The 12,703-nt window shown below is 63.8% G+C and carries 11 protein-coding genes; 6 read left to right on the top strand and 5 right to left on the bottom strand.

Annotated features, from left to right (window positions below; genetic code table 11):
* Positions 1–67 precede the first annotated feature (67 nt).
* Entirely contained in the window at positions 68–1,438 is a 1,371-nt protein-coding gene (locus tag F8E02_RS02555) for an MBL fold metallo-hydrolase (RefSeq protein ID WP_317063878.1), read from the bottom strand.
* A gap of 104 nt (positions 1,439–1,542) precedes the next feature.
* Complete coding sequence (locus F8E02_RS02560) at positions 1,543–3,639, bottom strand: acetate--CoA ligase family protein (protein WP_317063879.1); 2,097 nt, start codon at positions 3,637–3,639, stop codon at positions 1,543–1,545.
* 260 nt (positions 3,640–3,899) lie between these two features.
* Here F8E02_RS02560 and F8E02_RS02565 point away from each other — a divergent pair, with 260 nt between their 5' ends.
* From F8E02_RS02565 to F8E02_RS02580, 4 genes are all read left to right on the top strand, one after another.
* Positions 3,900–5,066, top strand: coding sequence for an iron ABC transporter substrate-binding protein (locus F8E02_RS02565; RefSeq protein WP_317063880.1), 1,167 nt, complete (start codon positions 3,900–3,902; stop codon positions 5,064–5,066).
* Positions 5,067–5,094: 28 nt separating this feature from the next.
* On the top strand, positions 5,095–6,207 hold the full coding sequence (locus F8E02_RS02570; protein WP_317063881.1) for a FecCD family ABC transporter permease: 1,113 nt from the start codon (positions 5,095–5,097) through the stop codon (positions 6,205–6,207).
* Positions 6,204–6,974, top strand: a complete 771-nt coding sequence (locus F8E02_RS02575; protein WP_317063882.1) for an ABC transporter ATP-binding protein — start codon at positions 6,204–6,206, stop codon at positions 6,972–6,974. The genes F8E02_RS02570 and F8E02_RS02575 overlap by 4 nt, the downstream gene beginning before the upstream one ends.
* Positions 6,975–7,072: 98 nt before the next feature.
* Complete coding sequence (locus F8E02_RS02580; protein WP_317063883.1) at positions 7,073–7,405, top strand: DUF1622 domain-containing protein; 333 nt, start codon at positions 7,073–7,075, stop codon at positions 7,403–7,405.
* A gap of 25 nt (positions 7,406–7,430) precedes the next feature.
* Here F8E02_RS02580 and F8E02_RS02585 read toward each other — a convergent pair whose 3' ends face one another.
* Together F8E02_RS02585 and udg are read right to left on the bottom strand one after the other, a co-directional pair.
* Complete coding sequence (locus tag F8E02_RS02585; RefSeq protein ID WP_317063884.1) at positions 7,431–7,862, bottom strand: bis(5'-nucleosyl)-tetraphosphatase; 432 nt, start codon at positions 7,860–7,862, stop codon at positions 7,431–7,433.
* Positions 7,863–7,868: 6 nt separating this feature from the next.
* Positions 7,869–8,486: a type-4 uracil-DNA glycosylase gene (udg, locus tag F8E02_RS02590; protein ID WP_317063885.1), complete on the bottom strand. Its 618-nt coding sequence runs from the start codon at positions 8,484–8,486 to the stop codon at positions 7,869–7,871.
* 429 nt (positions 8,487–8,915) lie between these two features.
* Here udg and lysS point away from each other — a divergent pair, with 429 nt between their 5' ends.
* The gene (lysS, locus tag F8E02_RS02595; RefSeq protein ID WP_317063886.1) at positions 8,916–10,442 is read left to right on the top strand and encodes a lysine--tRNA ligase; all 1,527 of its coding nucleotides are present in this window, start codon (positions 8,916–8,918) and stop codon (positions 10,440–10,442) included.
* Between the two features lie 20 nt (positions 10,443–10,462).
* Positions 10,463–10,657, top strand: a complete 195-nt coding sequence (locus F8E02_RS02600; protein ID WP_317063887.1) for a YwbE family protein — start codon at positions 10,463–10,465, stop codon at positions 10,655–10,657.
* A gap of 12 nt (positions 10,658–10,669) precedes the next feature.
* On the opposite strand, the gene F8E02_RS02605 is transcribed toward F8E02_RS02600, so the two are convergent.
* Positions 10,670–12,547 carry a sensor histidine kinase gene (locus F8E02_RS02605; protein WP_317063888.1) on the bottom strand — a complete coding sequence of 626 codons (1,878 nt, stop codon included), beginning with the start codon at positions 12,545–12,547 and terminating at the stop codon, positions 10,670–10,672.
* Positions 12,548–12,703: the final 156 nt, after the last annotated feature.

Genomic DNA, 12,703 nt, shown 5'->3' on the forward strand with positions numbered 1-12,703 from the left:
GAAAGCATGCAGGGTCAGTAAGCCGGATCGTTTGACAGAGGCACCGGGTAAGGAGAAAAAGAGGTGATCAGTCTCTGACCAGCGAGTAGTTCGCCGCTTCCCACCCGATGGTCCCCCCGAGCAGGTTCGTGACGTTCGAGAACCCACGCTTCTTGAGGATGCTTGCCGCAAGGCTCCCCTTATACCCAACATCGCAGTGGACGACGATCTGCTTATCCGCCGGGACCTCCGCGAGGTGCTCTTCCAGGTGCCCGACGTAGATGTGGTGGGAGCCCCGGATATGGCCCTCCTCCTCCCGGTGGTTGATGTTCCTGACGTCGAGGACCCAGACCGAGGGGTCCTCCAGGTGCTCGGCGAGGTCGGGGGGCGACCAGGTGCCGACCCGCTCGATGCTCTCCCCCTGCTTGAACCAGGCGGCAAACCCGCCGGCGAGGTATCCCGCGATGTTGTCATAGCCGAGCCGGACGAAGTGGCGCACCACGGAGTCGAGGTCCAGGTTGAAGTCGTCCACGAGGACGATCGGGTCCTCGTAGTTGAGGTAGTAGCCCATGTAGAGGGGGAGACCCTCGCGCCAGATGTTGAGAGTGCCCGGGATATGCCCGCCGGCGTAACTCGTCGGCGACCGGATATCGACGATCTGTGCCTTTTTCCCGAGAAGAGAGCGGATCTCCCGGGCCGAGTAGGGGCGGAGATGCGGCAGGTTGTAGATCAGGGGCGGGCCCTCCCGGTTGAGCCGCCGCATCATCTCGAAGTACGGCGGCTCGTAGATCTTCTCGTTCACCTTGTATTCGACAAACTCTTCCTCATCCATCGAGAGCAGCCGGTTCGTCGCCTTCTCGTAACCGATCGTCGTAAACTCCCGGTCGCTGATGTTTCCGCCGCAGACCGACCCCGCGCCGTGGGCGGGACAGACGATCACCCCGTCGGGGAGGGGGAGGAGCTCCTCGTGCAGGCTCGCATAGAGCATCTGCGACATCTCCTGCCGCCGGTGTTCGCCGGCAAGATCGGTCCTCCCGACATCCCCGGCAAAGAGCGCGTCGCCGGTAAAGGCCATCAGCGGGTCGTCGGAGACGGAGCGGTCGCGGAGGAGGAGCGAGATGCTCTCCACGGTATGGCCCGGCGTCTCGATCACCTCGAGCTCCAGGGAGCCGACCCGGAAAGTATCTCCCTCCCGGACACCGGTGCCGAACCCGAACTCCTCCCGCGCCCCGTGCAGGATCTCCGCCCCGGTCGGGCGGGCGAGCTCGCGGGAGCCGACGACGTAGTCCTCGTTCTTGTGCGTCTCGAAGATCTTCGTGATCTTCATGTTCTCGCGCTCAGCAATCTGAGCGTAGATCAGGCAGTCGCGCCTCGGATCGATGACCGCCGCCTCCCCGCCCGCCCCGACGATGTACGAGTTGTGGGCAAGGATCTCGGACTTAATCTTCTCAAACAGCATCCGTATTCGTCTCCCCGGCGGGGCTCCGCCCCCCCGCTCCGATACAGCGGAATACGGAAGAGAATATTAAAAAGGTTGCGGGATTCCAGAGAGAGGAGGCGGAGTCACCGCCCGCCGCCCCGACGGGGCGCTTCGCGGGCGGGAACGGACCGCTCGCCCGCCCGCGCTGTCCTGACCTCGAGGATGCCCCCCACCGCCTTGAACGCATCCTCAAGCTCCGAGAAGTTCGGGATCCGGGAACCCCGGAGGATCCGGAGGCCGCTCCTGATGCTGTCGCCCCCGAGCATGCAGCCCACCACCACCTTCTCCGTGTTCCGGGAGAACCGGACGATCTCGTTTGCGACGTGCGCCGGGTCGGCGAGGGTGGTCGGCACGGCGATCACGAAGGCGATGTCCCAGAACTCCTGGTGCCGGATCAGCACGTCGAAGAGGGCGGCGAACCGGGCGGCATCGGCGTCCCCGAGGATGTCCATGGGATTTGCATGGTTCCAGAACGCCGGGAGGAAGGCGTTCAATTCGCGGAGCACGTCGTCGGGGAGGTCGACCATATCGACCCCGTAGGTCTCGGCGTAGTCGGAGGCGAGGACGGCGAACCCACCCGCGCTGGTGACGGCGATCGCGCGCTTTCCCTGCGGGTAACCCTCGGACGCCAGGAGCTCGGCCAGGTTGAAGGCGTCCCGCAGGCTCCGCGCCGGGATCACCCCCGCCTGCCGGAACGCCGCGATGTAGACGTCGTAACTCCCGGCAAGCGACCCGGTATGGGACGACGCCGCCGCCCGGCCCTTCCGGGACGACCCGGACTTCACCGCCACCACCGGCTTTCTCGCGGCGACATCGCCCACGATCTGCAGAAATCCGCGCCCGTCCTGGATCTCCTCGACGTACAGGGTGACCGACCGGGTCTTCTCGTCCTCCTCGGCAAACCGGAGGTAGTGCTCGAAGCCGAGGTCCGCCTGGTTCCCGACGCTGATGACGCTTGAGAACCCGAACTCCTCCGGAAGGCTCCAGTCGACGACGGTGGTGATGATCGCGCCGCTCTGGGAGATGAAGGCGACGTCACCGGGTTTCGGGGAGACCGGGTCGAACGTGGCGTTTATCCCCATATGAGGCATCATCACGCCGAGACAGTTCGGGCCGACGATCCGGATCCCGTACTTCCTCGCGATCGCCGCGACCCTCTCCTCGAGCTCGACGCCCTCGCCCCCGATCTCCTTAAAGCCGGCGGTGACGATGACGGCGAGACGGACACCTTTCTCCCCGCACTCCTCCATCACCTCCGGGACGAGGCGGGCCGGGACGGCGATGACCGCCCAGTCGACCGGACCGTGGATCGCCTTCACGGAAGGGTAGGCCTTCCGCCCGAAGAGCTCCGCCCGCGAGGGGTTGACCGGGTAGAGGTCGCCGGGGAAGGAGAGCAGGTTCCGGAGGACGGAGTAGCCCACCTTGTTCGGGCTTGCGGAAGCCCCGATCACCGCGATGGATTTCGGGTAGAAGAGGTCCGGGGGTGCCCGGACGCTGAGCCGGGCGGCCCCGCCCCCGGCAGCATCCCCGACGATGATCCTCGCATCGACGACGCTCGCCCCATGCTCGTAGACGATCACCGGGTTTAAGTCGAACTCCCGGATCCGGGGGTCCTCGACGAAGTTGCGTGCCATCGTCGCGATGATCCGGACAAGCGCCTCCTCGTCCTTCGGGGGCTCCCCCCGGTAGCCCCGAATGAGCCGGTAGCCCTCTATCTCCCGGATCATCGCTCGGATCTCATCTTCCGTGACGGGGAGGACCCGGATCGAGATATCCGCGAGGAACTCCACCAGCCTCCCGCCGAGGCCGAACGTGAGCACCTTCCCGAACGAAGGGTCGGTCTTCCCCCCGATCAGGACCTCAAGCCCGCCGGGCATCTGCTTCTCAACGATGATGCCGGTGACGGTCGCCTCCGGGGCGCGGGCGGCGCTGTTCCTCATGATTGCCGAGAAGGCCTCTTCAGCCTCGTCGGGCCCCTCGATCCCGGTGATCACCCCGCCGACGTCGCTCTTGTGGACGATCTCGGGAGAGATGACCTTCATCACGACAGGATAGCCGATCTCTCCCGCCACCGTCCGTGCATCGCCGGCGCTGGTGACCAGGCGGTGGGGCGGCACGGGTATCCCGCACGAGTCCAGCAGGCGGTATCCCTCGGACTCGGTTAACATCCTCTCCGGCATGTGCATTCCTCACAGTATGCCGGTCGCCCGTGGGTTGCACGGCCGGCGTCTCCATACCCGGGATAGGTTCGGCCGCCCATAATAGTTATCCGGCCCCCGGAAAGAGACCCGGTTCCGGTCACAGAAGATGGCAGAAGGACAGCGGGGGGGTAGAGAGGGACCCGCCGCCGGGACAGGTAATACGAATCTGCATTAAGTCACACAGGATAGATCTAAATTCGACAACTATAATAAACAGTGTTACTAGTATTGTTGATAGTATGTTGTCGTTCCGCTACGCTGGATTGCTCACGGCCGCAAGCATCGCGGCCCTCACTCTCTTCGTGCTCACGGCCGGGTGCACCGGCACCGATACCGGTTCAGCCCTCGTCCAGAGCGGCACCGGCCAGACCGCCGCGGTCACCGACGGGTTCGGCCGGACGGTCACCGTCCCGTCGCCTCCCGAGAGCGTCGTCTGTTCGGGCTCAGGGTGCCTCCGCTACCTTGTCTACCTCCAGGCACAGGATCTCGCTGTCGGCGTCGACGACCAGGAGAAGAAGGACCAGCCGATGGAGGGGCGGCCCTATGCCCTCGCATACGGGTCGCAGTTCAAAAATCGTCCCCTGATCGGTGAGCTCCGGGGCAAGGACGATCCCGAGAAGATCCTCGGCATCGGCCCTGCGGTCGTCTTCAAGACCGGATCTACCGGGACATCGTACAGCACCAGCGCCGTCGATGCCGACAAACTCCAGGGGAGGACCGGCATCCCGGTCGTGGCGTTCGCGTACGGCTCGCTCCGGAACGACGCCGAGAAGGCCGAGATGTACGCCGGGCTCCGCGTGATGGGCGAGGTTCTCGGAAGAGAGGATCGGGCCGAAGAGGTGATCGCCTACATCGAGGCGACGATAGCCGACCTTGAGAACCGGACCGGCGATATCCCCGAAGCGGAACAGAAGACGGTCTACATCGGCGGCGTCTCCTCGGCGGGCGCCCACGGCATCATCTCCACCGAGCCCGCCTACCCGCCGTTTGCCTGGGTCCACGCAAAGAACGTCGCCGCAGGCCTCGGCACGGCCCACGCCGACGTCGCGAAAGAGGCGCTCGTCGACTGGGACCCCGAGTACATCTTCATCGACCTCGGCACGACCCAGATCGACGGTGGCGGAGCGATCGGGGAGTTGAAGAACGATCGCGCACTCCAGGGCCTCTCCGCCGCAAAGGAAGGCAGGGTCTACGGCGTCCTCCCGTACAACTTCTACAACGTGAACTACGAGACCATACTCGCCGACGCCTACTTCATCGGGAAGACCCTGTATCCCGACCGGTTCGCCGACGTCGACCCGGAGAAGAAGGCAGACGAGATCTACACGTTCTTCGTCGGAAAACCGGTCTTCGCCGACCACAACAGCGAGTACAGGAACCTCGGCTTTGCGGAGATCCCGCTGTAATCCCGGGTTTGAACAGGAGGGTATGACAATGCACTTTGCAGACGGGACCATTCCCGCGAGCTACCGGGGCTACGTGCGGAGGAAGCACCTCTGGATACTCGGGGGGACTGTAATCCTCTTCCTCCTCCTGATCGTATCCATATCGGTCGGTGCGGTCAGCATCCCTCCATACGACGTCTTCCTCTCTCTCGTGAACGGAACCCTCGACCGGATCAGCGCACTGCTCCACCCGGGAACCGCAGTGAGCGTCTCCAGCACCGACCGGATCGTCTGGAACATCCGCCTCCCGCAGGCCCTTGCCGCGATCGTGGCCGGCATCGGGCTCTCGGTGGCCGGCGTTGCCATGCAGTCGATCCTCCGTAACCCGCTCGGCTCCCCGTTCACGCTCGGCATCTCGAACGCCGGCGCATTCGGGGCGGCCGTCTCGGTCATCCTCCTCGGCACCGGGCAGATGCACTCGACGGTCGCCGATGCCGTCACCTTGAACAACCCCTACGTGACGACGATGGTGGCGTTCATCTTCTGTCTCCTCGCCACCGCCGTGATCCTGCTCATCTCCCGGATACGCGGGGCGTCTCCCGAGGTGATGGTGCTCGCCGGCGTCGCCCTCTCCTCCCTCTTCACGGCGGGGACGATGTTCCTCCAGTACTTCGCGAGCGACGCCCAGCTCGCCGCCGTCGTCTTCTGGACGTTCGGCGACGTCGGCCGGGCCAGCTGGCAGGAACTCTCGATCATGGCCATCGTCGTCGCGGCCGCCACCCTCTACTTCGTCGCGAACCGCTGGAACTACAACGCGATCGATGCCGGCGACGAGACGGCAAAAGGGCTCGGCGTCAACGTCGAGCGGATCAGGGATATCGGAATGGTCGTTGCAGCGCTCGTATCCGCCGTGATCGTCTCGTTCCTCGGCGTCATCGGCTTCGTGGGCCTGGTCTGCCCGCATATGGTGAGGAGGCTCATCGGCGACGACCAGCGCTACCTGATACCGGGCTCCTGCGTGATGGGCGGGATCCTCCTCCTCGCCTCCGATACGGTCGCCCGGATCATCGTGGCGCCCTACATCCTCCCGGTTGCCGTGTTGACGGCATTCCTCGGAGCGCCGGTCTTCATCTATCTGCTTCTCGTGGGGTACCGGCGATGATCCTCGACGTCGACGGCGTGGCCTTCAATTACCGGAGCGCATCGGTCCTCCGGGAGATCACGTTCGACCTTCCTCCGGGGCAGGTCCTCGCAATCCTCGGACCGAACGGCGTCGGGAAGACGACGCTCTTGAAGTGCATGAACGCCATCCTCCGGCCGAAGGCAGGATCCGTCCTCGTCGGAGGGACGAATCTCCTCGAAGCAGACCGGATGGAGATCGCGCGGAACGTGGGCTATGTCCCGCAGCGGTGCGAAGCCGGCCGGATGACCGTCTTCGACGCCGTCCTCCTCGGCCGTCGGCCGCATATCGGGTGGGACGTGAGAGAGACGGATATCCGTATCGTCGAGGCGGCGATCCGGATGCTCCACCTCGATGGTCTAGCGCTGCGCTACATCGACGAGATGAGCGGCGGGGAGCTCCAGAAGGTGAGCATCGCCCGGGCACTCGTCCAGGAGCCCCGGGTGCTCCTCCTCGACGAACCGACGAGCAGCCTCGACCTCAAAAACCAGCTCGAGATCCTCGGGATCGTCCGGCGGGTGGCGGAGGAGCACAACGTCGCCGCGGTGATGACGATGCACGACCTGAACATGGCGCTCCGCTACGCCGACCGATTCATCCTCCTAAAGGACGGCATCATCCACGCCGCTGGGAGCCGGGAGGTGGTGACGCCGGAGAGTATTGGGGCGGTCTACGGCGTCCCGGTCACGGTCGAACAGTATAACGGGTTCTCCGTCGTCGTCCCGCTGGCACCGGAGAGCGCCTGTTGAGACTCCTCCCGGACTTTCAGCCCGGGAACCCGCCCTCTATCCTCCTGCAACCCGAACTGTAACCTATAAGCCGTTCGCCGGCAATCTGCTCGCCGGATATGGTCCTTGAGACGTTGGTCGGGATCGCCGGGACGGCTCTCGGGGTATTCGGCGGACTCTTCATCGTTTACGGGGCGGCTATCGCGATCATCGAGCTCCTGGGCCGGGAGACGCGCGTCAGGCCCCATAGCTACCACGAGATCAGGTGGAAGTTCACCATCCGCATCCTGATCAGCCTTGAGTTCTTTGTCGCCGCCGATATCCTGAGGACGATCCTCGCACCGACATACCATGAACTGATCACGCTCGGAGCGCTCGTCGCCATCAGGACCGTCGTGAGTTACTTCCTCGGAAAAGAGGTGAAGGAACTCCCGGAAGAGAGGAAGATGTGAGGGGAAACCGACGCGCGGTCCTCGGTCACCCGCTCATCGGGCCCCCGGCCGCGGCCAGGTGCTCATGTGCTCTGCCGACAACCCTTCTTGAGTTTCCAAACGTGATCGCTTCCATTGCCTCACCGTAGGGGAGCCACCGGTAGGCGATATGCTCGTCCGAGAGCGTCACCTTCTCTTCAGGGGTCTCGATCAGGTAGTAGACGACTTCCTTGTAGACTGTCCGCCCCCGGCGCTGGAAGAAGTAATGGATCTCCTCACGGAAGCCGGGTATGAACGCGGCCTGCGTGATCCCGGTCTCCTCCTCGAGCTCCCGGAGCACGGTCTCCTCTTCGCTCTCGCCGCGTATGCCGTGCCCCTTCACCAGGTCCCAGTGTCCGGCCCCGTACTGCAGGATAAGGTACTGGAGAACCGTATCCCGCCGGACGACAACCGCTCCGTATGATCGCTCTTTTGCCATGAGAGTTCAGTCCTCTCGTGCAGACCCTCCGGCCTCAGTGAGTTCGCGCCTGACGATCGTAAAATCCTCCTCCAGGGCTTTTCGATACGCCGGGTTGTAGAGCGCGGCGGCGGGGTGGAGGGTGGGGATGAGGCGGACCGGGTGGCCGAAGAGGAGGCCCGGGTAGACGGTCCCGCGGATCTCCGTGATCCGGTTAAACTCCACGGGCAGGAAGGAGAGGATGTACCTGCTCGAGTGCCTGCCAAGCATCACGACGACTTTCGGCCCGATCAGCCGGATCTGCTCCTCGAGATACGGGGTACAGGCCCGGATCTCCTCGTCCCGCGGGTCGCGGTTCCCGGGCGGCCGGTGCTTGACGATGTTCGCGATGAAGACCTCGTCCCGGACAAGGCCGATCCCCGCAAGGAGGCTGTCGAGCAGCTTTCCCGCCCGCCCGACAAACGGCCTCCCGGTGAGATCCTCCCGCTCTCCCGGCGCTTCGCCGATGAACATGAGGTCGGCCCGGATGTTCCCGTCCCCCGGGACCGCATGATGGGTATTCTCCCAGAGAGGGCACTTCCGGCACTCGCCGATGACCGCGGCGAGCCTCTCCATCGCTACCTCTCTCCCCGTCTCCTCTTCCATGCCCACACTATTGACGATAACTCGTATAACCTTCTTATGCATTGCGATCTGGGCCGGCGCGGGCAGACTCCGGGGGCGTGGCCGTTCCCGTGTGTCCGGGAGGCGGTGCACTTCGCGTTCTTCGCGGCTCGCACCTGGTGGCCCGTCGCTGCTCGCACTTGCAGTGCTCTAACTCCGGCCCTGCGGCCTGTCGCTGCTCGCACTTGCAGTGCTCGAGCTCCGGCCCTGCGGCCCGTCGCTGCTCGAAAACGCTTCGCGTTTTCTCGAGCTCCGGACGTTCCGTCCGTCGCTCACTCAACCTTAATACCCCCGAGAGAAACATTATACTAGAATTTCCCGGTGAAGGGTGCGGCCCTGCCCCATCAGACGGCGGCAAAGATGCATTTGGGGCTCGATATGGTCTGCAGGGCGAAGGGAGCTGAATACGTTATGAGTGATACTGATCGTCTCTGCTTTGACACGACAAAGATCGATAAACTGCAGGAACTGCGCGAGCGCGGGGTGACGCTGTACCCCTACACCTTCGAGCGAAAGGATACCGTCACGGGGATCAAGGAACGGTTCTCCGGGATCGGGCACGATAAAAGCGAGGAGGAGGTCAGCACCGCCGGCCGCGTCTACGTCGTCCGCCAGCACGGCAAGACGATCTTTGCGGACATGGGGGACTCGGACGGCAGGCTCCAGCTCTACCTCAGGAAGAACGATCTCGGCGAGGAGCAGTTCGACCTCTTCCGGCAGTACGTCGACGCCGGGGACATCATCGGCGTCGTCGGCCACGTCTTCCGGACGAAGATGGGCGAGATCACGATCTGGGTCGACCGGTTCGAACTCCTGACGAAGTCGGTCTGCCCGCTCCCGGAGAAGTTCCACGGGCTCAAGAACGTCGAGACCCGCTACCGGCAGCGCTACCTCGACCTGATCATGAACGAGGAGAGCCGCGAGACCTTCCGGACCCGGAGCAGGATCATATCGCTCCTGCGGCAGTTCCTCTTCGAGCGGGAGTACCTGGAGTTCGAGACGCCCACCCTGCAGCCGATCTACGGCGGCGCGAACGCCCGGCCGTTCACCACTCACCACAACGCTCTCGACCAGAAACTCTACCTCCGGATCGCGCCGGAACTCTACCTCAAGCGCCTCGTCGTCGGCGGGTTCGACAGGGTCTTTGAGATCGCAAAGAACTTCAGGAACGAGGACATCGACACCAACCACAACCCGGAGTTCTCGATGGTGGAGATCTACGAGGCCTACCGGGACTACAACGACATGATGGACCTCACCGAGGAGATCTTCTCCTACCTCGCAGAGACGATACACGGAAAGCCCGTATGCTCGTTTGCCGGGCAGGAACTTGACTTCACCCGCCCCTGGCGCCGCCTCTCGATGGAGGAAGCGGTCCGGGAGTACGCCGGGATCGACATCAACGCGATGAGCCTTGAGGAGCTCCGGGCGTTCGGTCTCGAACGCTGCGTCGAGGGCTGCGAGAGCGCCACGACCCGCGGCGAGTACCTGGTGCTCTTCTTTGAGCACTTCGGCGAGAAGCAGCTCGTCCAGCCGACATTCGTCTACGACTTCCCCGTCGAGAACTCGCCGCTCGCAAAGAAGCACCGCTCAAAGGAAGGGATGACGGAGCGGTTCGAGCTCTTCATCGCCGGGATGGAGATGGCGAACGGTTTCTCGGAGTTGAACGACCCGCTCGACCAGAAGGCGCGGCTCGAACTGCAGGACGCGAAGCGCCAGAGGGGCGACCTCGAGGCGCAGATGGTCGATTACGACTTCATCAACGCGCTCGGCTACGGGATGCCCCCGACGGGCGGCGTCGGGATCGGGATCGACCGGCTCGTGATGCTCCTCACCGGCAAGGACTCCATCAAGGAGGTTCTCCTCTTCCCGCAGATGAGGACCCCCGTCTCCGGCTCGAACGGGTCGGAACCGGAGCAGGACGGCGGCGAGGAGTAACCCCGCCGCTTGATGCTGCCATGAACGGACAGAACCGGGCCGCCATCCGCCCCGGGATGACGGTGGATATCATGCTCAAACAGGATCAGAAGACCGGGAAGCGCACCCGCGGAATCGTCGCCGAGATCCTGACGAACTCATCGTTTCACCCGCACGGGATCAAGGTCCGGCTCCAGAACGGCCAGGTCGGCCGGGTGCAGGAGATCGTCGGGTGAGCGAGGCCGGCGTCAGGCGGCCTTCCGGAGCGTGAGCCTGATGGCCGCCCCGCATTCCGGCCGGCCTTCCACCCGATCCTCTGCCCGGATCGTCCCGCCGTATCGCGTGACAAGCATCCGACAGATGTAGAGGCCAAGACCCCGGCCGCTTTTTTCGCTCTCGCCCCCGCTGAAACGGTTGAAGAGGCTCCGCTTCCGCTCGTCGGGGATGCCGGGCCCGGTATCCTCGACCGAGACCAGGACGAACTCGCCCTCGTCCTCCACCCCGACGGCGATCTCGACTGCAGGGCCGCCGAACTTCGCCGCGTTCCCGATCAGGTTCGTGAAGATCTCAAAGATGAGATCGTCAGCAAGGACAACTGCCGTGCTGCCCGGATACGTGATCTTCACGTCAGAGTGGTGCCCGATCTCCGACCGGATGACGGGGTCGAGCGCGATAGGTCGAAGGACCGCGGTTTCTTCCCGGATCTGCCTGATGGTGTTGACGTTCCTGATGATCTCCGTGCTCTTTCCAAGACTCCTCTGTATCTTCTCGGTATAATTCCGCGGCTCCCCCTCGAGCTCTTCGAGGAGGAGATCCGCATAAAGGCTCGCGGTGTTGGTGGCGTTCTTGATATCGTGCGTCATGATATCCAGGTACAGGTTCGCCTTCTCCGTCGACTCCTGCAACTCCGCCGTCCGCTCCTCGACCTGCTCCTCCAGGTTCTCGCTGTACTCCCGGATCGTCTCCTCCGAGTCCTGGAGGCGCCGTATGCCCGCTTTCAGGCTCGCGACCATCGTGTTGATGCTCCGCTCGAGCCTCATTACCTCGCGGGTCGCCGAGGTCCGGACGGTGTGATCGAGGTCTCCCTGCGCGATGACGTCGACGTCATCGATGATCTCTTCAATCGGGCGCGTGAGGCGGCGGGCTACGAGGAAGATGATCCCGCTGCAGAGAACTATCGCGAGGGTTGCAACGGCAGCGCGGTAGTAGAGCATCTGGTCGAGCTGGCTCTGGATGAGTGCGGTGTTGTACGTCAGCTCGACGACGACGCTCGGATCCGAGGGGTAATCCGGATCTTTCAGATCGATGAAGAGGTACCGGACCTGCCTTCCGCGATCATCCCGCATCTCGTAATCCGCTCTCCCGGGGATGACGGTCCCGGTGACGAGTGCCCGGTTTTCGGCGTCGGGGGGCTCACCGGTCTCTCCGACAGGGTTCCCGAAGGTGTCGTAGACGCGGATCGACTCGAGATACGGGTTTAAGGCGACGAACTCCTGCGTGCTCTGCTGTGAGCGCAACCGGTTCCGTTCCTCCACGAACGCACCCGGCACGAGCCCGATCTCGAGAAGGTACCGGTGGTCCGGCGTCGGCATATAGGCATACTTCCGGACCTGCCCGGTTGCGCGCTCGTATACCACGCGATCGGGGAAGAATTCGTCTCCGAGACGCATCCGGGTGATCTCCGCATAGAACTCCGGCATCTCTCTGAAGTCAAGGCCCTGGTCGGGAGGATAGGTGGTGTACTCGACGACCCCAGATTGGTTGATGACGTAGAGATCCATATCGCCCCCGAGCTCTCTTTTGATTGCGAAGAGATCCATCTGGGACGGGTCCCCTCCCGCCCGCTCATACTCTTCAAGAAAGAGCGTAAGCCCTCTTTGCAACCGGAGATTGAGCGAATCGTCGAAGAGCTTGAGCCCGGCATCCGTATCCGTGATCGATTCGCGGATGCTCTTCTCGGTGACGCTCTGCAGGGTGGCGAGGTCCGAGGTCATCCTCGCTTCGGCCTGCACGTAGTCATAGACAGAGAGGAAGCCGATAGCGGGGATGACGATGAGAAGGATGGCTATAATAAGGGTGGACGCGAACGGTCGGGTCCCGGGAACAGGTGCGCGAGCGCTCGTCATAGACCTCCATCGTGCGAGAGGGCGAGGCGCGGAGGCGGGGCGTCGGTACGCAGCCCCCGGCCGGACCGGCCGGGCAGGATCGCGCTCACCCGCGAGAGCAAGGTCTCCATCTTAGCAACCGCATATGGGGTCATCCCACCTAAACCTTCGCGCGGA

It is taken from the genome of Methanoculleus caldifontis, assembly GCF_032842345.1.
GTDB classification, from domain to species: domain Archaea; phylum Halobacteriota; class Methanomicrobia; order Methanomicrobiales; family Methanoculleaceae; genus Methanoculleus; species Methanoculleus caldifontis.

What these genes read in the sequence shown, in the direction of transcription:
- F8E02_RS02565 (WP_317063880.1), top strand. Translation starts at nt 3,900, where the DNA reads ATGTTGTCGTTCCGCTACGCTGGATTGCTCACGGCCGCAAGCATCGCG.
- F8E02_RS02570 (WP_317063881.1), top strand. Translation starts at nt 5,095, where the DNA reads ATGCACTTTGCAGACGGGACCATTCCCGCGAGCTACCGGGGCTACGTG.
- udg (WP_317063885.1), bottom strand. Translation starts at nt 8,486, where the DNA reads ATGGAAGAGGAGACGGGGAGAGAGGTAGCGATGGAGAGGCTCGCCGCG.
- F8E02_RS02560 (WP_317063879.1), bottom strand. Translation starts at nt 3,639, where the DNA reads ATGCCGGAGAGGATGTTAACCGAGTCCGAGGGATACCGCCTGCTGGAC.
- F8E02_RS02605 (WP_317063888.1), bottom strand. Translation starts at nt 12,547, where the DNA reads ATGACGAGCGCTCGCGCACCTGTTCCCGGGACCCGACCGTTCGCGTCC.
- F8E02_RS02555 (WP_317063878.1), bottom strand. Translation starts at nt 1,438, where the DNA reads ATGCTGTTTGAGAAGATTAAGTCCGAGATCCTTGCCCACAACTCGTAC.
- F8E02_RS02575 (WP_317063882.1), top strand. Translation starts at nt 6,204, where the DNA reads ATGATCCTCGACGTCGACGGCGTGGCCTTCAATTACCGGAGCGCATCG.
- lysS (WP_317063886.1), top strand. Translation starts at nt 8,916, where the DNA reads ATGAGTGATACTGATCGTCTCTGCTTTGACACGACAAAGATCGATAAA.
- F8E02_RS02600 (WP_317063887.1), top strand. Translation starts at nt 10,463, where the DNA reads ATGAACGGACAGAACCGGGCCGCCATCCGCCCCGGGATGACGGTGGAT.
- F8E02_RS02585 (WP_317063884.1), bottom strand. Translation starts at nt 7,862, where the DNA reads ATGGCAAAAGAGCGATCATACGGAGCGGTTGTCGTCCGGCGGGATACG.
- F8E02_RS02580 (WP_317063883.1), top strand. Translation starts at nt 7,073, where the DNA reads ATGGTCCTTGAGACGTTGGTCGGGATCGCCGGGACGGCTCTCGGGGTA.